General features: G+C 52.2%; 23 protein-coding genes and 1 riboswitch. Of the genes, 21 read left to right on the forward strand and 2 right to left on the reverse strand.

Going from position 1 to position 23,792, the window contains the following annotated elements; genetic code table 11:
* The first annotated feature begins 16 nt into the window (after positions 1-16).
* From radA to bluB, 16 genes are all read left to right on the forward strand, one after another.
* Positions 17-1,381, forward strand: coding sequence for a DNA repair protein RadA (gene radA / locus H7A02_00100; protein MCP5170654.1), 1,365 nt, complete (start codon positions 17-19; stop codon positions 1,379-1,381).
* A gap of 86 nt (positions 1,382-1,467) precedes the next feature.
* A riboswitch (cobalamin riboswitch) is annotated at positions 1,468-1,675 on the forward strand.
* A 122-nt stretch (positions 1,676-1,797) separates the two neighbouring features.
* A complete protein-coding gene (locus H7A02_00105; protein ID MCP5170655.1) occupies positions 1,798-3,645 on the forward strand; it encodes a TonB-dependent receptor in 1,848 nt (615 codons plus the stop codon).
* A 55-nt stretch (positions 3,646-3,700) separates the two neighbouring features.
* Entirely contained in the window at positions 3,701-4,351 is a 651-nt protein-coding gene (cobO, locus tag H7A02_00110) for a cob(I)yrinic acid a,c-diamide adenosyltransferase (GenBank protein ID MCP5170656.1), read from the forward strand.
* Positions 4,352-4,549: 198 nt separating this feature from the next.
* Positions 4,550-6,058 carry a cobyric acid synthase gene (locus H7A02_00115; protein ID MCP5170657.1) on the forward strand — a complete coding sequence of 503 codons (1,509 nt, stop codon included), beginning with the start codon at positions 4,550-4,552 and terminating at the stop codon, positions 6,056-6,058.
* 71 nt (positions 6,059-6,129) lie between these two features.
* Entirely contained in the window at positions 6,130-7,452 is a 1,323-nt protein-coding gene (locus H7A02_00120; protein MCP5170658.1) for a cobyrinate a,c-diamide synthase, read from the forward strand.
* 3 nt (positions 7,453-7,455) lie between these two features.
* Positions 7,456-8,202 carry an adenosylcobinamide amidohydrolase gene (locus H7A02_00125; protein ID MCP5170659.1) on the forward strand — a complete coding sequence of 249 codons (747 nt, stop codon included), beginning with the start codon at positions 7,456-7,458 and terminating at the stop codon, positions 8,200-8,202.
* On the forward strand, positions 8,202-9,212 hold the full coding sequence (locus H7A02_00130; GenBank protein MCP5170660.1) for an iron ABC transporter permease: 1,011 nt from the start codon (positions 8,202-8,204) through the stop codon (positions 9,210-9,212). Before H7A02_00125 ends, H7A02_00130 begins: the two co-directional genes overlap by 1 nt.
* Before the next feature lie 2 nt (positions 9,213-9,214).
* Positions 9,215-9,997 carry a heme ABC transporter ATP-binding protein gene (locus H7A02_00135; protein ID MCP5170661.1) on the forward strand — a complete coding sequence of 261 codons (783 nt, stop codon included), beginning with the start codon at positions 9,215-9,217 and terminating at the stop codon, positions 9,995-9,997.
* Position 9,998: 1 nt separating this feature from the next.
* A complete protein-coding gene (gene cobU / locus H7A02_00140; GenBank protein MCP5170662.1) occupies positions 9,999-10,541 on the forward strand; it encodes a bifunctional adenosylcobinamide kinase/adenosylcobinamide-phosphate guanylyltransferase in 543 nt (180 codons plus the stop codon).
* Positions 10,542-10,543: 2 nt separating this feature from the next.
* Positions 10,544-11,584, forward strand: a complete 1,041-nt coding sequence (gene cobT, locus H7A02_00145; protein MCP5170663.1) for a nicotinate-nucleotide--dimethylbenzimidazole phosphoribosyltransferase — start codon at positions 10,544-10,546, stop codon at positions 11,582-11,584.
* Positions 11,585-11,588: 4 nt separating this feature from the next.
* A complete protein-coding gene (locus tag H7A02_00150; GenBank protein ID MCP5170664.1) occupies positions 11,589-12,215 on the forward strand; it encodes a histidine phosphatase family protein in 627 nt (208 codons plus the stop codon).
* Positions 12,216-12,250: 35 nt separating this feature from the next.
* On the forward strand, positions 12,251-13,027 hold the full coding sequence (locus H7A02_00155) for an adenosylcobinamide-GDP ribazoletransferase (protein MCP5170665.1): 777 nt from the start codon (positions 12,251-12,253) through the stop codon (positions 13,025-13,027).
* A gap of 2 nt (positions 13,028-13,029) precedes the next feature.
* Positions 13,030-13,965, forward strand: a complete 936-nt coding sequence (gene cobD / locus H7A02_00160; protein ID MCP5170666.1) for a cobalamin biosynthesis protein CobD — start codon at positions 13,030-13,032, stop codon at positions 13,963-13,965.
* Between the two features lie 28 nt (positions 13,966-13,993).
* Complete coding sequence (locus tag H7A02_00165; protein MCP5170667.1) at positions 13,994-15,100, forward strand: aminotransferase class I/II-fold pyridoxal phosphate-dependent enzyme; 1,107 nt, start codon at positions 13,994-13,996, stop codon at positions 15,098-15,100.
* A gap of 46 nt (positions 15,101-15,146) precedes the next feature.
* Positions 15,147-16,055 carry a cobalamin-binding protein gene (locus tag H7A02_00170; protein ID MCP5170668.1) on the forward strand — a complete coding sequence of 303 codons (909 nt, stop codon included), beginning with the start codon at positions 15,147-15,149 and terminating at the stop codon, positions 16,053-16,055.
* Complete coding sequence (gene bluB / locus H7A02_00175; GenBank protein ID MCP5170669.1) at positions 16,048-16,701, forward strand: 5,6-dimethylbenzimidazole synthase; 654 nt, start codon at positions 16,048-16,050, stop codon at positions 16,699-16,701. The genes H7A02_00170 and bluB overlap by 8 nt, the downstream gene beginning before the upstream one ends.
* A gap of 186 nt (positions 16,702-16,887) precedes the next feature.
* Here the strand turns inward: bluB and H7A02_00180 are convergent, their stop codons facing one another.
* Positions 16,888-18,198, reverse strand: a complete 1,311-nt coding sequence (locus H7A02_00180; GenBank protein MCP5170670.1) for an ammonium transporter — start codon at positions 18,196-18,198, stop codon at positions 16,888-16,890.
* A gap of 178 nt (positions 18,199-18,376) precedes the next feature.
* Between H7A02_00180 and H7A02_00185 the strand changes: the two genes are divergently transcribed.
* From H7A02_00185 to H7A02_00205, 5 genes are all read left to right on the forward strand, one after another.
* Positions 18,377-18,652 carry a TMEM165/GDT1 family protein gene (locus tag H7A02_00185; GenBank protein MCP5170671.1) on the forward strand — a complete coding sequence of 92 codons (276 nt, stop codon included), beginning with the start codon at positions 18,377-18,379 and terminating at the stop codon, positions 18,650-18,652.
* A 62-nt stretch (positions 18,653-18,714) separates the two neighbouring features.
* Complete coding sequence (locus H7A02_00190; protein MCP5170672.1) at positions 18,715-18,984, forward strand: DUF4404 family protein; 270 nt, start codon at positions 18,715-18,717, stop codon at positions 18,982-18,984.
* Positions 18,985-19,075: 91 nt separating this feature from the next.
* A complete protein-coding gene (locus tag H7A02_00195; protein MCP5170673.1) occupies positions 19,076-20,473 on the forward strand; it encodes a hypothetical protein in 1,398 nt (465 codons plus the stop codon).
* A gap of 4 nt (positions 20,474-20,477) precedes the next feature.
* Positions 20,478-21,680 (forward strand): hypothetical protein, encoded by a 1,203-nt coding sequence (locus tag H7A02_00200; GenBank protein MCP5170674.1) that lies wholly within the window; start codon positions 20,478-20,480, stop codon positions 21,678-21,680.
* A 37-nt stretch (positions 21,681-21,717) separates the two neighbouring features.
* On the forward strand, positions 21,718-22,845 hold the full coding sequence (locus tag H7A02_00205) for a hypothetical protein (protein ID MCP5170675.1): 1,128 nt from the start codon (positions 21,718-21,720) through the stop codon (positions 22,843-22,845).
* Here H7A02_00205 and H7A02_00210 read toward each other — a convergent pair.
* On the reverse strand, positions 22,819-23,784 hold the full coding sequence (locus tag H7A02_00210) for a hypothetical protein (protein MCP5170676.1): 966 nt from the start codon (positions 23,782-23,784) through the stop codon (positions 22,819-22,821). The genes H7A02_00205 and H7A02_00210 overlap by 27 nt on opposite strands.
* Between the last annotated feature and the right edge of the window lie 8 nt (positions 23,785-23,792).

Below are 23,792 nucleotides of genomic sequence, written 5' to 3' on the forward strand. Positions count from 1 at the left end.
TGATCCGGGGTTTACCGTGTCCAAGAAAAAAACGGCGGCTTTTGTTTGCAACGACTGTGGTGCCGATTACACCAAATGGCAAGGCCAGTGTACGGAATGCAAAGCCTGGAACACTCTCACAGAAGTCCGCTTTTCCACCCCGCCCTCAGGTGGCGGCAGTAAGCGCGGTTATGCGGGGGCGGTTGATGGTGAAGTAAAAGCACTTGCCGATATCGATTTTGACGAGCAGCCGCGTATTAGCAGTAGTATTAAAGAGCTGGATTTGGTGCTTGGTGGTGGCATGGTGCCAGGTTCCTGTGTGCTGATCGGAGGCAGCCCTGGCGCCGGAAAAAGTACGTTACTGTTGCAGCTACTTTGTGGTCTTTCCGGTCAGCAAAGTGCGTTATATGTGACGGGTGAAGAATCTTTGCAGCAGGTTGCTATGCGGGCCCATCGACTAGGCGTAAAGACTGATGGCTTGAAGATGATGGCTGAAACGGCAGTGGAAACCATCTGCGCTACTGCCGAAAAACATCGCCCAAAAATTCTGGTGGTGGATTCTATTCAGGTGATGTTCTGCGAGGGGGTTCAGTCTGCTCCTGGCAGTGTTTCTCAGGTTCGTGAATGTGCCGCATTATTGGTTCAATATGCCAAGCAGACAGGAACGGTCTTGTTACTAGTTGGGCATGTCACCAAAGATGGCAGTCTTGCTGGGCCGAAGGTGCTTGAGCATATGATCGATTGCTCTCTAATGTTGGAAGGCGCTCATGACAGCCGATACCGCACCTTGCGAAGCCTGAAAAACCGGTTTGGCGCGGTGAATGAGCTGGGTGTTTTTGCTATGACTGAGCAGGGGATGAAAGAAGTTTCGAACCCTTCGGCTATCTTTTTGCAAAGGGGCAGCGAACCCGCTTCGGGCAGTTTGGTCATGGTGGTTTGGGAAGGTACCCGACCATTGTTAGTGGAGCTGCAGGCGCTGGTAGATGATAGTCACCTCAGCAATCCGCGTCGGGTCACTGTGGGCCTTGATAATAACCGGCTGTCCATGTTGCTGGCGGTCTTACATCGCCACGGTGGTTTGATGGTGAGTGATCAGGATGTGTTTGTGAATGTCGTAGGTGGTGTCAAAGTGTTGGAAACCAGTGCCGATTTAGCCCTTTTGCTGGCAGTGGTTTCCAGTTTTCGAGACAAGGTATTGCCGCAGGACTTGGTGGTATTTGGTGAAGTCGGGCTTTCAGGCGAGATTCGTCCGGTCCCCAGCGGGCAGGAACGTCTGCGCGAGGCGGCCAAGCATGGTTTCAAGCGAGCCATTGTACCCGCCGGGAATGTACCCAAAAAAGCCATTGCTGGAATGGAAATTGTCTCGGTGAAAAAGCTAAGTGAGGCGCTATCAGCCATATAGTCAGCATCAACTTTTCCCGCCAATGCCGTATCTCTCTTGTTTGCTATTGTCGAATTCGTTTGACGAAAAAAATTCTCCTCTGTAGAATCGCTCGCCCTGCATCAGGTGCCTGTTAGAAAGTCTACCCAGACTTTGATGGAACAGGTTAAACGGGAAGTTTGGTGCGCGAAGATAGTGTTATAGGGTTATATCTTTCGCCATTCCAACGCTGCCCCCGCAACGGTAATCAGAAGTCTTTTTTTCCGAAAAAAGTTTTCTGAAAGCCCGGAACCGGCCTCGTGTAGTTCGTACGCAATACAATGAAGCGGAGGGCTTCATCAAGGCGGTTTCTCGTTACCTTTCCGGTAAACAGACGACAACCCACCTGAACTCCTCCCTCATGCGTGTTTGTTATGTAACCGTTTGAGGAATTTACAATGAAAAAACTATTTACTGTCGTGGCCGCTGTAATTGCAGCGGGCAACGTGGTTGCCGAAGAGCAGCACGCACAGGAAATTATTACCACTGCGACGCGAACCCCCAAGTTACTGACTGAAACCTTGGCTCCGGTAACGCTGATTACGTCTGAAAATATCGAGGTTACTCAGCCCAGAGACTTGTTTGATGTATTCAAACAGGTGCCAAGCTTGGGTATTCGTCGTAATGGCGGTCAAGGTTCCACGACCAGTCTGTTTTTGCGAGGCACTAATAGCGACCAGACCCTGGTTCTGGTCGATGGCGTTCGAATCAACAGTGCTACCAGTGGAACGGCTTCGCTGGAGCACCTTGATCCCAGTCAGATTGAGCGTATTGAAGTTGTCCGGGGTGCTCGCTCCAGTCTTTACGGTGCCGACGCCATTGGTGGTGTTGTGCAGATTTTTACCAAGCGTGCAGAGCAGGGCTTTCATCCAGAAATAAAGGTGTCTGCAGGAACTGACGCATTCCAGGAATATCAGCTAACCCTGGCTGGCGGGTCCGATACTTTCCGTTATCGTGTCAGTGGCAGCCACCAGGAAACAGAAGGTTACGACCGGCAGAACAACGGCGAGAATGATGCCTATCGCAGCAACAATGCGTCTGCACTCGTAAGCTGGAAAATTTCCGATGCGGTTGAGACAGAGCTCGCTTATCTGGTGAACACCGGCGAATCCGAGTTTGACGATCTCTTCGGTGGTAACCCACGCTTTACCAAATTCCGTGTGGAAACCCTGAGCAATAAAACCACAGTCAACGTTACTGACAACCTGAAGTTCACCTCAACGCTGGCCCGGTCGACGGATCTCAGCGACAGCCGCAGTGATATTTCCGGAACAGGTTTTGGCGCGTTAAAAACCCGCCGGGACACTATGGGGTTGCAGGTCGACTATACGCTGGGAGAGTATCAGGTCATTACCCTTGGTGGTGAAAACTATAATGAGCGAGTTGATCAGGATACACGCTCTGTAGAATCCAACACGATCATTGGTTTAGTTGATGGCGAATTCCCGGTATCCAGTCGTGAAAACCGGGCGTTCTTCGGTCAATACCAGTTGAATTTTGAAGGCCTGGAACTGATTGCCGGTTGGCGTAAAGACGATAATGAAGTCTTTGAAACAGCCAATACCCGTAATGTCTCCCTGGGTTACAACTTCGGTGAAAACTATAAGGTCTTGTACAGCTACAGCACCGGGTTCAAGGCACCATCTTTTAACCAACTTTATTTTCCCGGTTTCGGAAACCCTGATATTCAGGCAGAGAGTTCACGCTCAAATGAACTGACCTTCAAAGGTAACTGGGACAATCTGGATTTAGAGGTAACCTTCTTCAGAACGACGTTTGAAAATCTGATTGAGACAGCTTTCGTTGGTTGTGGCCCTTCTGCGCCATTCTGTTTTCTTCCGGTCAATCTTGGCGAAGCACGGGTAAAAGGTTTCGATATCGTAGCCTCCACCGAGATTGCCGGATATCAGTTGAGCAGCAGTTACACCTGGCTTGACCCCGATAACCAGAGCGCTGCTGATGATGAACCTTTGCGTCGTCGTGCTCGCCGCTCTTTGAAGTTAAGTGCTGACAAAGCATTCGGTGATTTCAATATCGGTCTGGCTCTTAATGCCCAGAGTGAGACGTTTGATACCACTGAATTGCCGGGTTATGGCGTTGTTGACTTACATATGGGTTACAAGGTGTCGAAGAACCTGGATTTGGGACTCAAGGTAAGCAACCTCCTGGATAAGGATTACCAGACTATTGTGACCTACGATGAAGATGGTGTTAACGCGGTACTGTCGGCAACTTATCGGCTGTGACAGCGTATGGCACGCCTTGTTAATATCTCGAAGCCAATAATCGCAGGAGCTCGTTATGACGGATCTTTCCAATGAAAGTACGGCCAGTGAAAGTACGGCTAAGAACGCCAAACACAAAAGGGCAATGGAAAAGCAAAAAGCCAAGGTTGACGCCCGTGTTGACGAGGCATCCATTGAGCGCGGTGTGCTGATTTTACTGACAGGTAATGGCAAGGGCAAAAGCAGCTCTGCTTTCGGCATGGTGATGCGGGCATTGGGCTATCACCACAAGGTGGGGGTAGTCCAGTTTATCAAAGGCGCTCAGTTGTCCGGTGAAGAGCTGTATTTGAAAGAACTGGCGAAGCAGCCGGATTCCAATGTGGACTTGTACCAGATGGGCACAGGCTTTACCTGGAATACTCAGGATCGCACCTCGGATATTGAAGCCGCAGAGCGAACCTGGGCTGTTGCGGAAAAGATGCTGCAGGACGAAAGCTATAACCTGGTTGTACTGGATGAACTAACCTACATGATTGCCTACAAATACCTGGACGAAAACCGGGTGTTGGAGGCGCTGAAAAACAGCCCGGTTGAGCAAAGTGTTGTCGTTACTGGCCGAGGTGGCGGCTCGGCTTTGCAGGCGTTGGCCGATACGGTTTCCGAAATCAAGGAAGTCAAACATGCGTTTAAGGCGGGGATTAAAGCGCGCCAGGGTGTTGATTATTAAAAATCGTATCGTGAGTCTCTGCGAGAAACGAAGTGACGCAGCAATCCAATAAGTCTCACTACTCAGTTGGCAGCGCGTTGATAGTGCGAGGCCACTTTGTTCCTGTGCCTGCTTCGGCCATGTTATCCGGGGGTGTTGTTTTTGGGGGCGCTGTTTTCGGGGACATTATTTCCGGATACAGCAAGGTGGTTCCGTTACATGCCGCTCTCAGGTAAGCCTTCAACCCAAACCCTCATGGTTCAGGGTACAACCTCCGATGCCGGAAAAAGTATGCTGGTGGCGGGGCTGTGTCGGGTACTGGCGCGCAAAGGTGTCAAAGTGGCGCCGTTCAAACCGCAGAATATGGCGCTCAACAGCGCGGTAACGGCGGCGGGGGGTGAAATTGGTCGTGCGCAGGCGTTGCAGGCTGAGGCCTGTTACCTCGAGCCGCATACAGATATGAACCCGGTGTTGTTAAAGCCCTCCAGCGACACGGGCGCCCAAGTAATTGTTCACGGTAAAGCTGTTTCCAATCTCAATGCCCGCGATTATCACAACTACAAGCAAACGGCGATGCAGGCGGTGCTCGACTCTCACCAACGGTTGTCCGAGCAGTACGATGTGATTGTGGTTGAAGGTGCCGGAAGTCCGGCAGAGATTAACCTTCGCGATAACGATATTGCCAATATGGGATTTGCCGAAGCCGTGGATTGCCCGGTAATTCTGGTTGCCGATATTGACCGGGGCGGTGTCTTTGCGCACCTGGTAGGTACGTTGCAACTGCTTTCAGAATCCGAACAAAAGCGCGTGGTTGGTTTTGTGATCAACAAGTTTCGAGGTGATCTTGGGTTATTGCAGCCGGGTATCGACTGGCTTGAGACATTCACCGGCAAGCCGGTACTGGGTGTGCTGCCTTATTTACACGGGTTACACCTCGATGCGGAGGATGCCGTTAACAGCGAGCAGGTTCTGGCTGACAACAAGCCGACTCTGAAAGTAGTGGTGCCGGTATTTTCACGTATCAGCAATCATACGGATTTTGATGTGTTGCGATTACACCCTCAGGTCGATTTGAAATTCATTGGCCCCGGAGTATTAGGTGAAGATCAACCGGTTCCAGAGGCGGATCTGATTATTCTTCCAGGCAGCAAAAATGTTCGTAAAGATCTGCAATGGCTTGAAGATAACGGGTGGCGAAGCGTTATAGAGCGGCACCTGCGGTATGGCGGCAAATTGATGGGAATTTGTGGTGGTTATCAGATGCTGGGCACATCTGTTGCTGATCCTGAAGGCATTGAAGATCTGCCTGGCACATCATTGGGTCTCGATCTCTTGCAGATTAATACTGAGCTAAAACCGCAAAAGCAGCTAATGAAAACCAATGGAAAGCTGTATTCCGGGCAGAGGGTTCAAGGATACGAAATACATTGCGGTGTCACCACCGGAGCGGGATTGGAGCGATACCTGCTGCAACTGGATGACGGCCGGACAGATGGCGCAAGATCTGCGGATGGGCAGGTATGTGGCAGTTATTTGCATGGCTTGTTTGATGTGCCCGATGCGCTGGCGGCATTGCTGCAGTGGGCGGGGTTGCACAATGCCGTTGGTATTGATCAGAGTGCTGGTCGTGACCAGGCATTAAACCGTCTGGCCGATGAGGTTGAGCAGAATCTATCGCTGGATTTCCTGCTACCTTGCTGGCAGAACAGTGAGCTCAATTCAGATTGAGGAAAGATATTGCAACAATATTGGTGTGACAACAATGCGGTGGGTGTTCTTGGAGCTGCCGGGGTGTCAGAGTGACAAAGTCTGTTAGCTGCCCCGCATTGTTGGTTAGTGCGCCTGCCTCTGGGCAGGGCAAGACTACTGTTGTGGCGGCTCTGGCACGCTATCACCGCAATCAGGGGCGGCATGTTCGGGTGTTTAAAACCGGGCCGGATTTCATCGATCCGATGATTCACGAGCAAGCGTCCGGGAATCCGGTTTATCAGCTCGATCTCTGGATGGTGGGTGAAAGTCAGAGCAAACAGTTGTTGTTTGAAGCCGCTCTGGAAGCGGATCTGATTTTGATTGAAGGCGTGATGGGACTTTACGATGGAGAGCCCAGCAGTGCCGACCTGGCTGTGTGTTTTGGTGTGCCGGTTGCCGCAGTAATTGATGCCTCCGCAATGGCGCAAACATTTGGTGCCATCGCCAGTGGTCTGGCTTCTTATCGCCCTGAAATGGAGTTTGCCGGAGTGATTGCCAACCGGGTTGCCAGTGAAGGGCATGGTGAGATGTTACAGCAGAGTATTGCCAGCCAGAGTCATTGGTTGGGCAGCCTGCCCAGAGCTGAAGACATTACGTTGCCCGAGCGTCATTTGGGGCTTTACCAGGCGGCAGACATTGACGATCTGGATAAAAAACTGGATGCGGCTGCCGAGTTGATTGGCCTGACGCCTATGGCCCGGTTACCTAAGCCTGTATCTTTCACTTTGTTTCGTGAACAGGTGGTATCGCCCTTATTGCAGGGGCAGCGAATTGCGGTAGCGAAAGACCCGGCATTCAGCTTTGTGTATCGTGCGAACCTGGATTTATTAACCGCAATGGGAGCTGAGATTACGTTTTTTTCACCCTTGGAAGACAACGCTCTGCCCGTAGCCGACAGTGTTTATTTGCCGGGAGGGTATCCGGAGCTTTATCTGAGCCAGCTATCGGCAAACCAGGAAATGAAGTTGGCCATTAACGAGCACTGCCAAAGCGGGAAGCCAATGGTGGCTGAGTGTGGCGGTATGCTTTATTTACTGGAAACGCTGACAGACAAAATGGGTAATAGTGGTGACATGGCGGGTGTTATCCCAGCCAGCGCCAGTATCCAGAAACGGTTGGCTGGCCTGGGTGCGCAAGCAGCGGATCTTGGCTCAGGTGAGCTGCGCGGGCACACTTTTCATTATTCAAGTTTTGATAAAGCGCCGTCTTTTGAACTGTATGCGACACGTCACCCCCGCGGGACAGAAGGTGAAGGGGTGCTGAAAAATGATGGGCTGGTGGCGTCTTATGTTCACTGGTATTTCCCCTCGAACCCTCAGGCGGCAGCAGATTTGTTTTTACAAAATGACGCACAACCAAAGTCAGGACAGTAATTCGTGGCATTTATTCCGTTACCAGTCAATTTGATTCGCGGTGTAGAGGTTCAGCATACTGAGCAATACCTGCGCCTGAATTTTGCCGAACCGAGACAGGTCTTGGGGAATACGGTCTTGAACGGGGGTAGCTCTCAGGTGACAGGGCTGGTTAATTTGCGGGTATCGGGCGCTGGTTTATCCGGATATCAAGACCCTGCCATCTCGTTGACGCAGTTTTGTGTGCAGCAAGGCTGGAGCGAAAACTCGGTGGGTATGATGACGGCAGCATCCATGGCGTCAGCGCGTATTCATTGCAGCATGGTCGAAGATGAGCAGATTGCGGTGATGGTCACCAGCGGCCTTGCCAACGCTCGCCGGGCCGGAGACCTGGCGGAATACCGGCAACTGGATGCTCTGGTTACAAAAACGGGTACGATCAATACAGTGGTACTCAGTAGCGCGCAGCTGTCGGGTGCGGTTATGGCAGAAGTGTTGATGTTAGCCAGTGAAGCGAAAGCGGCACTGCTGCAAGAGCTGGATATTCGAAGCCCTGTCTCGAACAAGATCGCCACAGGTACGGGAACGGATGCAATCGCTGTTGTTTCTGGCGTTGCCTCCCGTGCAGATTCCGGCATTGAGAAGCGCGCAATTCAGTATGCAGGCAAACACACCCTGTTGGGTGAGGTGCTTGCCAAATTGGTGATGTCCGCAACGGCGGAATCGTTACAATATGAGCTTGATTTTAGCGGGCGACAACAATGCGGATAATGACGGCGCCCAGATTGTTTTTTATTCTTGCCCTGATTCTGCCCGCGGTGGTTTTACTGGGGCTGGCAGTTGGCCCTGTGGTGATTCCTTTATCAGACGTTTTTCAGATTCTGGTCAGTACAGGCGAAGAGGGCGGCCAGCAAAAGCTGATACTGGAAGCGATTCGATTGCCAAGGGTGGTATTGGCACTGCTGGTGGGTATGTTGTTGGCCAGTTGTGGCGCTGTGTTGCAGGGTCTGTTTCGCAACCCGCTGGCAGACCCGACATTGATTGGTGTTTCTGCCGGAGCCTCCGCCGGTGCCAGTGCAGTGATTGTACTGGGTACGCTGTGGGCGGCATCCGGGCAATTTGCGGGTTTACCATTGGTGGCGGTGGGATCTTTTCTGGGAGCCTTGCTGGCCGCGGTGATTGTTTTTCGTCTGGCGACCAGTGAGCGGGGCACGTCGGTGGCCACCATGCTGCTGGCAGGTATCGCTATCAGCGCGCTGGCGGGGGCCATAAATCAATTGTTCAGTTTTTTTGCTGACAACGACATGTTGCGCCGAATCAGTCTTTGGCAAATGGGCAACCTCGATAATGCCGGTTGGTTGCAGGTATCGATTTGTTTAGTGACGGTAATAGTACTAAGTGTTTTTCTACCCAGGGAGTCGAGAGCGTTGAACGCCATGCTGCTGGGCGAATCCGAAGCGCGGCATCTGGGGGTGGGGGTTGAGTGGCTCAAGCGACGGTTAATCTTTTTTGCGGCGCTGGGGGTCGGTGTTGCGGTTGCCGTGGCAGGCACCGTCGCTTTTGTGGGCTTGATGGTGCCGCACCTGGTCAGATTACTGATCGGCCCGGATCACCGCTATCTAATACCTGCTTCGGCATTATCTGGCGCCATGCTGATGGTTGTGGCTGACGCACTGGCCCGTATTGTGGTTGCTCCGGCTGAGTTGCCTGTAGGGGTGGTCACTGCACTGTTGGGCGCCCCGTTCTTTGTGATGCTGCTGGTGCAGCATAAGCGAGGCTGAAGATGTTAAGTGCCAGTCATATATCACTGCAATTGGGTGGCGCATCATTACTGGAAGATGTCAGTTTACGCTGTGAGGTTGGTACCGTGACGTCACTGATGGGGCCGAACGGCGCGGGTAAAACCAGTCTGTTGCGCGTGTTGGCTAGCGAGTATCGTGATTATCAGGGCCATGTTGAGCTGAATGGACGGCCGCTCAACGCATGGCAGCGGCTGGATCGAGCGCGCACCATGGCGGTATTGCCACAACACTCCACACTGGATTTCCCGTTCCAGGTAGATGAAGTGGTGATGCTGGGGCGTATTCCACATGATACGGGCGTCGTGCGCGATCGGCAGATTGTGCGTGCGGCACTGGAGAAAGTGGATGCCCAGTACCTTTCTGGCAGGGCTTATCCACAGTTATCCGGGGGAGAAAAACAGCGAGTGCAGCTGGCTCGTGTTCTGGCCCAGATATGGGAGCCACCACAGATTGACGGCAAAACCGGTGGGCGCGTGCTGTTGCTCGACGAGCCTTCGGCGTCTTTTGATCTTGCCCACCAGCAATTGTTACGAGAGATCGTACGCGGTATGGCCTGCGAGGGCGTAACTGTGGTGATGGTGGTGCATGACTTCAATCTTGCGGCCAGTGTCAGCGATCAACTGATGGTGCTGTGTTGCGGTCGAACCGCTGCTACCGGAGAGCCTCAGCAAGTTCTGCATTCGGCACTGATTGAACAGGTATTTGGTGTGCCGGTTGAGGTGCTTCCTCATCCGGTAACCGGCAAGCCGTTGATTTTTTCCTGAGGTGTTATTCGTGGATAAGCGATTGGAATTAATTCTGGGTGGTGCGCGATCTGGCAAGAGCCGTCTGGCGGAGCAGCGTTGCCGGGAGAGTCGCCTACAACTGGTTTATGTGGCCACGGCGCAGGCGGGTGACAAGGAAATGGCAGAGCGAATTGCCCATCATCGGTCGCGCCGCAACAGTGAATGGCTGTTGGTGGAAGAGCCCGTTGATCTGGCTACAGTGGTCCGTGAGTATGCGAATGTCGGGCACTGCCTGCTGGTGGATTGCCTCACACTGTGGCTGAGTAATTGCCTGTACGAGAAAAACTGGCAGCAGCGACGGCAAGATTTTTTTGATGCGCTAAATAGCACCGAAGGCCAAGTGATTATGGTCAGCAACGAGGTGGGTATGGGCGTGGTGCCGATGGGCGAACTGAGCCGGACCTTTGTTGATGAAAGCGGTTTTCTACATCAGCAATTGGCAGTCTTGTGTCAACGAGTGACACTGGTTGCAGCGGGATTGCCTCTGGATTTGAAGAACGAATTAAAGAGTGGGTTGCTATGACTATGGAATTAAGTTGGCTCGCTGAACCGGTAAAGGTGCCTTGCCAGAAAAGCCGCCAGCGTGCCGCGGAGCGACAGGCGCAGCTAACCAAGCCGCCCGGTTCGCTGGGGCAACTGGAGCAGATTGCTATCGATTTCTGCGGCTGGCAGCAAACGGACAGGCCTGTCATTGCACAGCCCGCGATTTGCGTGTTTGCGGCTGACCACGGCGTGGTTGCCGAAGGGGTGTCGGCTTTCCCTCAGCAGGTGACCGCGCAGATGGTGAACAATTTTGGTCGCGGTGGTGCGGCCATCACCGTGTTGGCAAGGCAATTAAAGGCAACCTTTAAAACCGTCAACCTGGGTACCATTGTACCGGCAGACGACTTCGATACGGTGGTTAATCTGGCATTGTCATCGGGCTCTGAGAATTTTCTGCAAGCTCCGGCCATGTCTGAAGCGCTCTATACAGCGGCGGTGCAGGCCGGACGGGATTACTGTCCGGCATCCGCAGATCTGTTTATTGCTGGAGATATGGGTATTGGTAATACCACCGCCGCTGCCGCGTTAATTTGCGCTTACACCGGCATAGCACCTGAGCAGATTGTCGGGCGCGGCACCGGTATTGACGATCAGGCGTTGTTTCATAAATGTGAAATTGTTGCGCGGGCATTAAGGCACCATAGCGCTGTTTTGTCTGATGCCACTGAGGTCCTGCGCTGTCTGGGTGGCCTGGAAATCGCGGCTATGGCAGCGGCCTATGTGTGTTGTGCACAGCGGGGCATTCCCTCGCTGATTGACGGCTTTATTGCCACCGCAGCAGCACTGGCGGCTTGCCGTATTAACCCCGGAGTGCGCGACTGGTTACTGTTTTCCCATCAGTCTGCCGAGTTGGGGCACCGGTTGGCATTGCAGGCACTGGAGGCCAGTCCAATACTCAATGCGGGGTTGCGTCTGGGGGAAGGTTCGGGGGCGGCGCTGGCAGTGCCGGTTGTGCAAATGGCGTTGGTACTTCATAACGAGATGGCGACTTTCGCCGAAGCCGGTGTCAGTGAAGGAGAATAATCGGGTGTCTACATTCGTCAATCAGCCAGTCACCACCCTCGATTTGTTGCGTCACGGAGCCTGTGAAGGTGGCGAGATTCTGCGTGGCACCACCGACGTTGAGCTTTCATCCGAGGGCTGGCAGCAGATGGAGAACGCGACCCGGAATAATCCCGGTTGGCACCAGGTTGTCAGTTCACCGTTGCAGCGTTGCCGCCAGTTTGCCGAGCAATTGGCGGGGGAGCTGGCTGTGCCGGTTACTGTTGATGAGAACTGGCGGGAGTTGGATTTTGGTGAGTGGGAAGGCCAGTTGCTAAAAGAATTATGGCAGCAGCAACCCGAGCAGCTGCGGAGATTTTTTTCAGACCCCGAAGCGCATCCTGTACCCGGCGGTGAAACAGTTGCCCAACTGCAGTCGCGGTTACAGTTGGCGTTGGACGCTCTGCTGAATACTCATAAAGGCAGTCATGTGCTGGTGGTGCAGCATGCGGGCACCATCAAGTTTTTTTTGGGTTTGCTGTTTGGTTTTCCATCGACAAAAGTCAGTCATTTCGATGTGCCGTACGCCTCACTGACGCGGGTGCGAATTTATCATGATAACGAGCAATTGACGCCGGTATTGATCAGCCACAACCCAGAAGGCATTCGATAGATATGGAGCAAAAGAAAGCCGCGGTTAGTCGGGAAATCAACGGGTTGCTTTCTGCGCTCATGTTGCTGACCCGCCTGCCGGTTTCTGCGGTGAAATCGGTTGTGCCCGACACCGGCATGGCTGTGGCCTGGTATCCAGCGGTGGGCCTGATCATTGGTTGCTTGTTGTCACTGCTGTACGAGGTATCCGTTTTTGCTGGCATCAGTCATCTGCTATTGGCGGCGCTGATGCTCTCCCTGTGGGTGCTGGTGACTGGAGCGCTACATCTGGACGGGCTAGCCGATATGCTCGATGGCTGGGTCGGTGGCATGGGGGATCGCGAGCGTACCCTGAAAATCATGAAAGATCCGGCCGTGGGTGCGATAGGCGCAACAGGGTTGATGGTCGTGCTGTTATTAAAGTTTGCCGCGCTGTCGCATTTGCTGAATGTAGGCGTGAACAGTATTGTTTGGGCCGTTCCTGTACTTGGCCGTTTGATAGCCCTCGCGGCTTTTGCTTTCGTGCCAGCAGCCAGCCAGTCCGGTATGGGCGCGTCGGTCAAGGTCACATTTTCTGGCCCCCGGGCTGCCTGTTCGGTAGCGGCAACTCTGGTACTGCTGGCGCTGTTTTTACCGGTAAAACTCTTATTGTTCTGGCTGATGGCTATATTGCTGGTGTTTGCTCTATGGCGGCGTGCGGTACTCCGTCGACTTAGTGGTTTTAATGGTGATTGCATCGGTGCACTGATTGAGTTGATGGAGCTGGCCCTATTGCTGGTTGCGTGTTTTGCGGCGTCGTTGTTTACCGAAGTGTTGCCGGGAGTTGCCCTTTGAGTTTGGTTGGGGGAACTGTTCTGGTGGTCGCCCTGGCTTTGCTGCTCGATCACTGCCTGGGAGAACCAAGGCGCTGGCACCCGCTAGCCGGATTTGGTCGGTTGGCTGCATGGGTCGAGGCCGTACTGAGAGGTAAAACTCAAAGTTTGCGTGACGAGCGTGCGCAAGGATTATTGGGCTGGTCAACCTTGGTGGCCGTGCCTGTGCTGTTGCTGGTTGTACTGCTCGCGGTGTTGCCAGGTGTTGTTAGCAGTGTGCTGGCTATAGTGGTGTTGTATTGCTGTATCGGTTTGCGCAGTTTGCAGCAACATGCCATGCAAGTAGAGGCACCACTGGCGCAAGGTGATTTGTCGGCAGCCCGGGTTGCGGTTGCACGTATTGTCAGTCGGGATACTGCTGAGTTGTCTGCCGAAAAGGTGAGTGCGGCGGCGGTGGAATCGGTGCTGGAAAATGGCAGCGATGCAGTGATTGCACCGATATTCTGGTTTGTTGTGGCCGGAGCGCCGGGTGCGCTTGCCTACCGGTTGATCAATACTCTGGATGCCATGTGGGGTTATCGCAATGCACAGTATGAATATTTTGGGTTTGTGGCTGCGCGCATGGATGATCTGGCTAATTGGATACCTGCCCGGATCTGCGCGCTCACCTATTGTTTGATGGGAGACTTCAGCTGTGGCCGAAAAGCGATCAGTGAGCAGGGCGCTCAGACCGACAGTCCCAACGCCGGCCGGGTAATGGCGGCCGGTGCTGGAGCGCTTGGCATTGAGGTGGGTGGCTCCACATGGCACAAGGGCAAGCAGCAATGGCGCCCGCGGTTGGGTTTCGGTCGGCCCGTATGCCGCGAAGATATTGGTCGCGCCGTTGATTTATTGCAGCGCGGCGTCTTGTTTTGGTTATTTCTGGGTTTTGCTTTGGTGGTTGTCAGTGCCGTTGCTTGATATTGGGCCAGATAGTGCGCGCGCGTCGGTGGAGGAAAGTGAAGGTCGACCTGCACACGGCGGACGATTGATTGCCGCCAGTCGTACTTACGATATCCCTCTTGAGCGGTGGCTGGACCTGTCTACGGGTATCAGCCCGGTGAGCTGGCCAGTGCCCGGCGTGCCGGAGAGAGTGTGGCGGGATTTGCCTCAGGAAGATGACGGGCTGGTGCAGCAAGCTTCGGCCTACTATGACTGTTTGCCTGAAAACCTGTTGCCAGTTCCCGGCTCCCAGTTTGCCATCGAAGCTTTGCCGTTGTTATTCGCTGACCAGCTACCGCAAAAACAAAAAGTGGCGCTGCCTTACTGGGGATATCAAGAGCACCATTATCACTGGCGGGGTGCGGGCTATTTGCCGGTTGCCTATCGGAATAGCAAAGAGTTGATGGATCTGGTGGAGTATACCGACGTCAGCAGTGCAGTTGTGATCAACCCCAATAACCCCAGTACTGAAACCATGGTTACTTCGGGTTTGTTATCAGTTGCGGCGCGCCTTTCCAGAAAAGGCGGTTTACTGGTTGTTGATGAAGCCTTTATGGATGCAACACCAGCGCAGAGTTTGTGCGCTGCGGTTACGGGTTCCTGGCCTTCAGGATTAGTAGTATTGCGTTCTGTGGGAAAGTTTTTTGGCCTGGCGGGTATGCGGTTGGGGTTTGTAGTGGCGGAACGTTCGGTGCTCGCTTGGCTGAATAATCGCTTGTCCCCCTGGGCGGTGAGTCATCCGGCACGTTGGGTAGGAGCGCAGGTGCTGGCTGATCAAGAGTGGCAAACTGCACAGCGTTTCAGATTGCGAGCGGCTTCGGCTGATCACTTGTGTATGTTGAAAACGTATTTGCCGCAACTGGATTGGGCCGGTGCTGCACTGTTCGCCAGTGGCTTCGGGGCTTACGACGAATGTGCTCGTATTACCTCAGTGTTGGCCCGGCAGGGTATTTTGGTGAGAGAGCTTTCGCCCTCGTTGTTCGGCGAAGTGTCGTCTGGAGGTCAGGCAGGTATCCGGATTGGTTTGCCTGCGGAGTCTGATCAACAACGGTTGTTACAGGCGCTGCAGTTGTTTTCGTCGGGCATGGATGTGTCTGGCAATGTGGAGAAATAAGGTTATGGTCAGTTTTCGTTGCCGTTTAATGGCAGGTGTTGTGGCAATGGTCAGGCGTGTGCTGTTGATCAGTGGGGTGCTTGCAAGCGCAGCCATTGCTGGTGACAACCGCCTGATTGATGACAGTGGTTATACCCTGGTGCTGAACAAGCCTGCCCAGCGGGTGATCAGCCTGGCACCCCATTTAACCGAGCAGGTTTTTTCTGCCGGTGCCGGTGACCGGCTAATTGCCACGGTTAATTACAGTGACTACCCCGAGGCAGCCTTGGCATTGCCTCGTGTGGGCACCTATAAGAAGGTTAATTATGAGCTGATCAGCGAGTTGAAGCCGGATCTGATTCTGGCTTTTGGCGGCAATGGTATGGAGATGGTTAACCGTTTGCGTGCGCTCGGTTTCAAGGTCTACATGGACGAGCCTCAAAGCCTGGAAGATGTGGCTCTATTGCTGGAAGATCTGGGTTTGCTGTTGGGGGCAGAGGAGCAGGCAAAAGCCGCCGCGGCAGATTTCAGGCAGCGCTATCAGGCTCTGCAACACCAGTACCAGCAGCAGGAAGTGGTGCGGGTGTTTTATCAGGTGTGGAATCAACCACTGTTGACCATTAATGGGCAACATCTGATTTCTCGTGTGATTCAACTGTGCGGTGGTGAAAATATCTTCGCTGATGCAATTCCGATGGCACCGAAAATCAGTGTGGAGACGGTGATTCGCCGCAACCCCGAAGCTATTGTCGCCAGCGGTCATGGCGATGCACGCCCCGAATGGCTGGATGAATGGCAGCAATGGACAGTGATAGAAGCGGTGCAGAAAAAGCAGCTCTTCTTTATTCCGCCAGACATTTTGCAGCGGCATACCACGCGGATTCTGGATGGTGCAGAGATGATGTGTGAGTATTTACAACAAGTCAGATACAACAAGACTGAGCGCCACGGTGTTAGAGAGAAGCTGAGTGAATAAAATATTTTCTGACCAGGAAAGAGAAGCCTTCTATGAAGTGCTGTATAGCCGCCGCGATGTACGGCGCCATTTCCTGAATAAAGTGATTCCAGATGATGTGCTGGCAAGAATCCTCAATGCAGCTCACCATGCGCCTTCTGTCGGGCTTTCCCAGCCCTGGAATTTTATTCTTGTGAAACAACCTCACATTCGCCAGCGGGTATTTGAGGCTTTTACGCTTGCCAACGAAGAAGCTCGGCAAATGTTTGAGGGGGATCGGCGTGAACAGTATTCCAGTCTCAAACTGGAAGGTATCCTGGAAACGCCGTTGAATATTCTGGTGACCTGCGATCGCACCCGCGGTGGTAACGTAGTGCTGGGAAAAACCCATCAACCAGAAATGGATATGTACAGCACAGTATGTGCTGTACAGAACCTCTGGCTCGCTGCCCGTGCTGAAAACGTGGGTGTGGGCTGGGTATCCATTGTGCAACCCCAGGCGCTGGCTGATATCTTCAATCTGCCAGATCATGTCAAACCCATCGCTTATCTGTGTGTGGGTTATGTAGAAAAGTTTGCCGATAAGCCAGAGTTGGCTACCTGTGGCTGGGAAAAACAGCTCAGCCTGGATGAGATGGTATTTGAGGACGGTTGGCCGGGTAGTTAGTGTGAACAGGCCGATGGTTGCACCGGCATTACAGTCCGAAAAAAGTGTTACAACCTTTTAGCGCGATATCTTCTCGCAATCGGGTTTGAGTCGGCGCGGCTTTTTCGTTAATAAAGAAAAAGCCGCAGAAACTATCTGCGGCTTTGCTGTTTGGCCTAATACAAAACTTACCAGTCTTTGGCCGTCCTAGAGGTCATATCCCCGCTCATTGTGCTCGGAGATATCCAGCCCCAGGGTTTCGTTTTCTTCAGAGATTCGTAATCCCATGGTGACGTCGAGCAGCTTCAGTAATACATAACTGACCACTGCGGTGTAGGCGAAGGTGCTGGCAACACCAATCATCTGCACCGTGAACTGAGAGGCCATGGCCATACCCTCATTGTAGCCTTGCCCGCTGAAGGCACCCAGTTGGTCTGAGGCGAAAATGCCAGCTAGAAGGGTGCCGAGAATACCGCCGACGCCGTGCACCGGAAATACATCGAGAGAATCATCTATTTTGAATTTTTGCTTGATAGCTTGAGTAGCGAAAAAGCAGATTGTACCTGCGGACAAACCGATAATCAGTGCGCCACCCGGGCCAACGTAACCAGAAGCAGGGGTGATGGTGCCCAGTCCGGCAACCATACCGGTAACGATACCCAGTACCGAAGGTTTGCCGTATTTGATCCATTCGATAGTCATCCACGCCAGTGATCCGGCCGCTGCAGAAATGTGCGTAACCAGCATCGCCATACCCGCATCGCCATTGGCTGCAAGCGCGGAACCCGCGTTAAAACCAAACCAGCCGACCCACAACATACCCGCGCCAGTGACGGTCATCGTCATATTGTGTGGAGGCATAGCAGTGGTTGGAAAGCCCTTTCTGTTTCCCATAACCATGGCGGCAACCAGTGCTGCGACACCTGCGGTGATGTGAACAACAGTACCGCCGGCAAAATCCAGCAGCCCCATTTCACCCAGCCAGCCGCCACCCCATACCCAGTGAGTGACTGGCACATAGACCAGCAATAGCCATGCAGCGCTGAATATCACCATGGTGGCGAATCTCATGCGCTCGGCAAAGGCACCGACAATCAAAGCCGGGGTGATGATGGCGAAGGTCATTTGAAACATGGCAAAGACCGATTCGGGAATATCGCCAGCAAGGGTATCTTCCTGAACATTTTGTAACAGAAAGTTACTCATGCCACCGATCCAGCCGTTATTGTCTCCACCGTCAGTGAATGCCAGGCTGTATCCGCAAATAAACCAGATAATGGAAGCGATGCAAGTGATGGTGAAGCATTGCATGAGTACTGACAATGCATTCTTGGAACGCACCAGCCCACCATAAAAAAGGGATAAGCCCGGAATGGTCATAAACAAAACCAGCGCCGTGGATGTTAGAATCCAGGCGGTATTTGCGCCATCCAGTGAATCTGCATGGCTGACTGCTGGTAATGCCAAAGCCAGCAGCGCTGCTGCGACATTGACACGATTAGATCGTCGTGGAGACATGGTAAATCCTCTCTTTTTGCACCATATTGGTTATTGTTTTATCGAAGATGATTTTGTAGGCACTAATTATGTGCAATATTGAATGTTTTTTCGAGCCTTGAAGCACTAAACACACAACTCTTTCGAGAGTGCGGTAAAGTTGCAGAGGGGTGTATTTTGTTTGTGAGAGTTTGAAATGATGGATTGGAAAGTGTTTTTAACGGTTTTTGGTGTTGTATTTCTGGCCGAGCTGGGGGATAAAACCCAGCTGGCAACGATGTTATTTGCGTCGGATCAGCAAGTGAGTAAGTGGCTTATTTTTGCAGCCGCGTCGTTAGCGTTAGTTGTTGCATCGGGTATTGGTGTTTTAGTCGGGTCGGCGCTCTCGCAAGTGGTCAGCGAAAAAATACTTCATCTTGTCGCGGGTTGCGGATTTATACTGATTGGAATATGGACGCTGTTTAATCGGGTATGAAGAGGTTTTTTACGTGCGTCTTATGCTGGAAGTCATCGTTGAATTAAATTTGGAGCAGATGTATGAGCGATAATGAATTGCGTAACCGGTTGCAGGATTTACATGAAGAGCTGGAGCGGGCGAGCAAGCTGTCAACTGAAGAGCGGGATGTGCTGGGTAGCCTGATGACAGAGATGGTAGAAATTGCGAATGAGGGGGAGCTAGCTTCGCAGCAACCTGACAGTTTGATGGACCAGCTCGAAGAACAGGTCAATGAGTTTGAAAACCGTCACCCCAGGCTTGCCGGTGTGCTGCGGCAAATTATAGAGGCGTTGGGTAAAATGGGTATTTAAATAGTACTCTATGCTCTAGCACTTATGATGAGAGCCTGTATGATGTGCTTTTTTTAGAGGTAATGATCTGGCTGGAGGCTGATTTTTTACGATGGATTGTAATGGTTTACAGGACGTAGTGAGTTCCGGTTGCGATGAAAGATTGTTTCTCAATCCGAAAACGGGGCGTAATAAGTACTATCTGAACCCGCTTGACTTTCATGATGTTCATTATCGAGGTTCTTGTACCTGCGGTAGTCTGACACCGTTTACCCAACCCATTGCCGTGAGTGCTTTACAGCGCATTCAGTGTTCCGGTCAGTCCGAGCTCGACCAGTGGGCACAGGAGCAGTGTGATCGGTTGCAGCAACTGATTGGGGATAACGTTGCGTTTGATGTGTTTTTTGGCCCATCTGGCTCGGATCTTCTTTATCTGCCGCTGTTGTTTCAAAAAGTTCTTAGTCGGCAACCCCTGCTCAATATCGTGTCATGTCCTGAAGAATTGGGATCTGGTTCTAATCTTGCTGCGGAGGGTCGTTATCATTCGGAAAATGGTCCTTTTGATGATTTTTTCGAAAAAGGCGAGCAGCTGTCTTCGGATTTAAATCCACGTGTTGTCCGTTTAGGGGCCAGATCAACAGATGGCAGAATCCGGTCTCGGCATGAAGAGGTCCACCAGGTGTTGTCGTCTTACCCGGGTCATAGTGCAATTGTGAATTTGGTCTATGGCAGTAAATCGGGAATAGAGGATGACCTCAACATTATTGACCCCGAACGGAATGTGCTTTGGACAGTAGATTTATGCCAGTTCCGTGCAGACCCTCTGCTGATTCAGGAATTACTTGCCAAAGGTGCCATGGTGCTGATTACCGGCTCCAAATTCTATAACGCGCCTCCTTTTTGCGGGGCATTGCTGGTGCCTTGCACATGGACGGATCGTTTGCGTGGTGTCGATGTTTCGGCATTTGCCATGCTGTCCAAAATTTTTGCTCGCAATGATATCCCGGGTCACTTGGAACATGTGCGTCAACAGTTTTGTTATGGCAATAATTCTGGTCTTCGATTGCGCTGGGATTGTGCGCTGGCAGAAATGGAGGCGTATGACCGGCTGGATAAAGAGAAAGCGAATCAGGTTATCCAAAGCTGGAATCAAGCTGTTCTGAACGCGCTAGGAGAGGCTGAATTTTTTGAATTGATGCCGGATCAGGAAGCAACCAACGCCTCAATCATTTCATTTCGTGTTATCAGCGGCGGTGAGTATTTCAGTCATGAAGAGTTGCAGGCGCTGTTTGCCAGCTTTGTTCAGCGTGAGTTTGCCAATCATTATAGTTTTAGTAGGGTCTTTATTGGTCAGCCAGTGCGGTATGGTGATCGGTCTTTTATTCGGTTCGCATTAGGTTCCTGGGCGGTTCGGCAATTGGCCAACACTGCGGCACAGGACTGGCGTGCGGAGTACGAAATGGTTGACGCTCTGGCGTGTGAGGTTGACGCCTTTGAGCGTGGGAGATAAAAGAATGAGTACACCGCTGTCAGCTATTCAGAAGGCAGGGTTACTGGATCAATTTGATTCGGCTTTTCTGCTGATGGATTTTGATAGGCTGGATAACCGTCTGGCGCAGCTTTTATCAGCTTTTTCATCAAAGGCACGTCATGCGATCGCTATCAAAACAAACCCGATGAAAAGCGTGCTTTCGCATATTGTGCAATCGGGCCTCATGTTGGAGGCAGCCAGTTTCGAAGAGCTAGTGTTGGCTGAAGAGTCTGGTGCAAAAGCCAATCAGCTGGTGTTTGACTCACCCGTTAAGCGTGTCTGGGAGCTTGAGGCGTGTGCACGGCGTTGGCCTGGTATGGTCGTAAACGCCAACAACCTTACTGAGCTACCTCGACTTGCAGCGTTGTCTGAATTATCGATCGGATTGCGTATCAATGCGCTGGTTGAAACAACGGCACATGAACACTACAACGTGAGTCATGTCTCGTCAAAATTTGGTGTGCCGATACAGCAAAGAGAGGAAATTATCCGGGCTTGTGTCGAGTTTCCGATAACAGGGCTGCATATGCACAGCGGTTCGGGGGTAACGGGCGCTCTTGATAATGTTCCTGCAGTTGAAAAAATCGTAGCTCTGGCCGAAGAGATTAATCGGGTGCTGGCAGCGGCAAGCATTGAACGCAGGATTGACTTTCTGGATATCGGTGGAGGCCTTTCCGCATCTGTCGACCAAGAGGAGATGCGTATTTATGGGGCAGCTGTCAGCGCTATCCCCTATCTTGAAAAGTATCGGATCATCACGGAATTTGGTCAGTGGGTACATACACCTATTGGTAGTGCGTATTCTGTGGTCGAGTCTGTCGATGGTGTTGGCAAGTTTCGGCCGCAGGCTTACCTTCATCTGGGTGCGGATTTTTTAATGCGGCATATTTATAGCCAGCCTCGCAAGTTGCAGTTTAATGTGTATGACCGCCACGGTTTGCCAAAAGATCGAGGTGAATGCTTTGCGATCGATCTTGTCGGACCGTTGTGTTTTGCTGGTGATGTGTTGGCAGAGAATGTGCTACTGCCTGTTATTGATGAGGGCTATTGGATTGAAATCGCTGATGTGGGTGCCAATACCTATGGGCTGTGGTCCCGACATTGTAGTCGGGCAGTGCCAAAAATTATCAGTTGCCAGCAACAGGTTTACAAGATTGAGCAGGAGCGGGCAGTCATACCGTTCTAGCTATTTGAATCAACTAGGTTGTACGCAGGGAGTGTAAATGTTCGGGAAAGTAGTTGAGTATTGGCAATCGGCGGTGAGTGTTGCAGAGGGTTCTCGAGTTAGAGCTGTGTGGGTGCTGGTTCGCATGGTTTTGTGTCGATTGATCAATGGTTTTGGGCCTAAGGATTACCTGTTGTTCAGTTTTCACAGAAAGCCTTTTTCCCATCATGTAGGCTATTTGAAAAAAGATCCTCTTGAAGCCCTTCAGAATCAGCTTAATCCTGTTGAGGCGCGCCAGTTGGCTTTGAACAAATTCAGGTTTTACCAGCGTTGCAAAGACAAGATGTTGTCCACGCCAGAAATTTATGGTGTTGTCGGCGAGCTACCTGATGAGACTTTAGCCGAGCAAGTGGCACGTATTCGAAATGAGTCTGACCTGCTGGATGTTGTCCGGCAGCAGGGAAGTGGTGCTTATCTCCTGAAACCTGTTGATGGTTCTCACGGGTTTGGCATTATCCGATTCAAGCTGGAGGCAGGGTTGCTACTTGCAGATAATGGCGAGTTGTTGTCCGGGCAGAGCGGGTTTGTTGAGATCTTCGATTCTGGCGAGGTTTTCCTGCTTCAACGTGCATTAAGGCCACACGCTGAATTGCAAGGCATTATGCCCGGAGCATGTCTGGGTACTGTCAGACTGGTCACGATTCAGGTGAGGGGGCAGATAGATATTGTGTTCGGGTGCTTGAAAATACCTGTTGGTAATAATATCGCCGATAATTTTCTGGCAGGGAAATCCGGTAATTTGCTGGCAGAAATTGATCTTGAGACAGGTCGAGTGTCGCGTGCGTTTGGGCCAGATATGCAATACCCTGGGGTAATTTGTGAACGTTTCCAGCACCCTGATTCGGGAATTGAGCTGCCAGGTTATCAGTTCCCACACTGGGGAGAATTGGTGGCCGCCGTTAAGGCTGGATCATCGGCCTTCCATGAATTGAAAACTATCGGGTGGGATGCTGCCCTGACCGAACAAGGGGCATGCTTGATTGAGGCCAATAGCCGTTATGATTGTGATTTACTTCAGGTGGCCATGGATCGGGGGCTAAAAGGCGATTTAACTTGCTTGTTGGGTGACATGGTTTCAAGGCGTTCAGCGGAAAGCGCTCTAACTGCTGAGAAATCGGCTACTTAGCAGCCATGTTGCAGCAGTGCCTGCCAGCAGAAAACTGATGGCGGCTAAAATAGCGCCATTACGAAATCGAGTGCCAAGGCGGGATTGCTCGTGAGAGCTGATAATAAATGGCAGTCCTCTATGAGCGGGTTCGCTGATGCTGTGAGTGGTGGGTTGCCGGGTAGACAGCTGTTTTTCTTCCTTGGCTTGCCATCGTGCAGCATGCCGGGCTAGCTGCCATTCGTCAGTGTTCAGTTGTCCGTCTTTATTGATATCGAACCGTTTAACCAATGCTGAAAAATCCTGTTTCCAGCTGCGCAGAATGTCGCCGGTCATTTGCTCTAGGCTCAGGTGTTGTAATGGATTGCTGTGACTGCTGAAATGCCCCAGCGCATAGAGTGGGTCGCCTTCCTTGATCAGGTGTTCGGTGTAGCGGTAGCGACGCCCAAAGCTGCCAATTTGTGCCATTAATGGGTGTTTCTGTGTTTTCGCATGATGCGTGGCGCCGATGGGTCGGCGGGTATTGCCGTACCAGGTGCGGGTGTGATAACAGCTGATTTCGGCCCCGTCAGGTTCCACGTAACAGGTGCCGGTCATGTCTTCCAGCAGAAAACCTGAGCTGCTTTGCTTTTTTTCAATAGTGACCCAATGACTGTTTTTGCCGCTGCTTTTGTACTCTTCAATGGTGTAGCGCCACCATAGGCATAGTTCTCCACTCAGTGGCGACAGGTTGGGGTGTTCGTCTTTGCGGGCAATACCCACCAGTTCGGTGAAACCCTGGCTGGCTGAACGAATGCGCGAAGTTGGCATATCGGCTATCAGTCGGGATCGATGGAATTGCCGATGGGTGCGGCGGAGAAAGAACAGCGTGGCGATGATCGACAACCCGACGTAGATGGAAAATTCGCCGCTGTCCATGGCGGCGATACACTCGCTGCAAAACAGTGCGGCAAGGTTCATACCGGTTA

This window comes from Pseudomonadales bacterium (assembly GCA_024234435.1).
Taxonomy (GTDB): domain Bacteria; phylum Pseudomonadota; class Gammaproteobacteria; order Pseudomonadales; family Porticoccaceae; genus JACKOF01.

What these genes read in the sequence shown, in the direction of transcription:
- H7A02_00105 (MCP5170655.1), top strand. Translation starts at nt 1,798, where the DNA reads ATGAAAAAACTATTTACTGTCGTGGCCGCTGTAATTGCAGCGGGCAAC.
- cobO (MCP5170656.1), top strand. Translation starts at nt 3,701, where the DNA reads ATGACGGATCTTTCCAATGAAAGTACGGCCAGTGAAAGTACGGCTAAG.
- H7A02_00115 (MCP5170657.1), top strand. Translation starts at nt 4,550, where the DNA reads ATGCCGCTCTCAGGTAAGCCTTCAACCCAAACCCTCATGGTTCAGGGT.
- H7A02_00130 (MCP5170660.1), top strand. Translation starts at nt 8,202, where the DNA reads ATGACGGCGCCCAGATTGTTTTTTATTCTTGCCCTGATTCTGCCCGCG.
- H7A02_00135 (MCP5170661.1), top strand. Translation starts at nt 9,215, where the DNA reads ATGTTAAGTGCCAGTCATATATCACTGCAATTGGGTGGCGCATCATTA.
- cobT (MCP5170663.1), top strand. Translation starts at nt 10,544, where the DNA reads ATGGAATTAAGTTGGCTCGCTGAACCGGTAAAGGTGCCTTGCCAGAAA.
- H7A02_00170 (MCP5170668.1), top strand. Translation starts at nt 15,147, where the DNA reads ATGGTCAGGCGTGTGCTGTTGATCAGTGGGGTGCTTGCAAGCGCAGCC.
- H7A02_00180 (MCP5170670.1), bottom strand. Translation starts at nt 18,198, where the DNA reads ATGTCTCCACGACGATCTAATCGTGTCAATGTCGCAGCAGCGCTGCTG.
- H7A02_00185 (MCP5170671.1), top strand. Translation starts at nt 18,377, where the DNA reads ATGGATTGGAAAGTGTTTTTAACGGTTTTTGGTGTTGTATTTCTGGCC.
- H7A02_00190 (MCP5170672.1), top strand. Translation starts at nt 18,715, where the DNA reads ATGAGCGATAATGAATTGCGTAACCGGTTGCAGGATTTACATGAAGAG.
- H7A02_00195 (MCP5170673.1), top strand. Translation starts at nt 19,076, where the DNA reads ATGGATTGTAATGGTTTACAGGACGTAGTGAGTTCCGGTTGCGATGAA.
- H7A02_00200 (MCP5170674.1), top strand. Translation starts at nt 20,478, where the DNA reads ATGAGTACACCGCTGTCAGCTATTCAGAAGGCAGGGTTACTGGATCAA.
- H7A02_00205 (MCP5170675.1), top strand. Translation starts at nt 21,718, where the DNA reads ATGTTCGGGAAAGTAGTTGAGTATTGGCAATCGGCGGTGAGTGTTGCA.
- H7A02_00210 (MCP5170676.1), bottom strand. Translation starts at nt 23,784, where the DNA reads ATGAACCTTGCCGCACTGTTTTGCAGCGAGTGTATCGCCGCCATGGAC.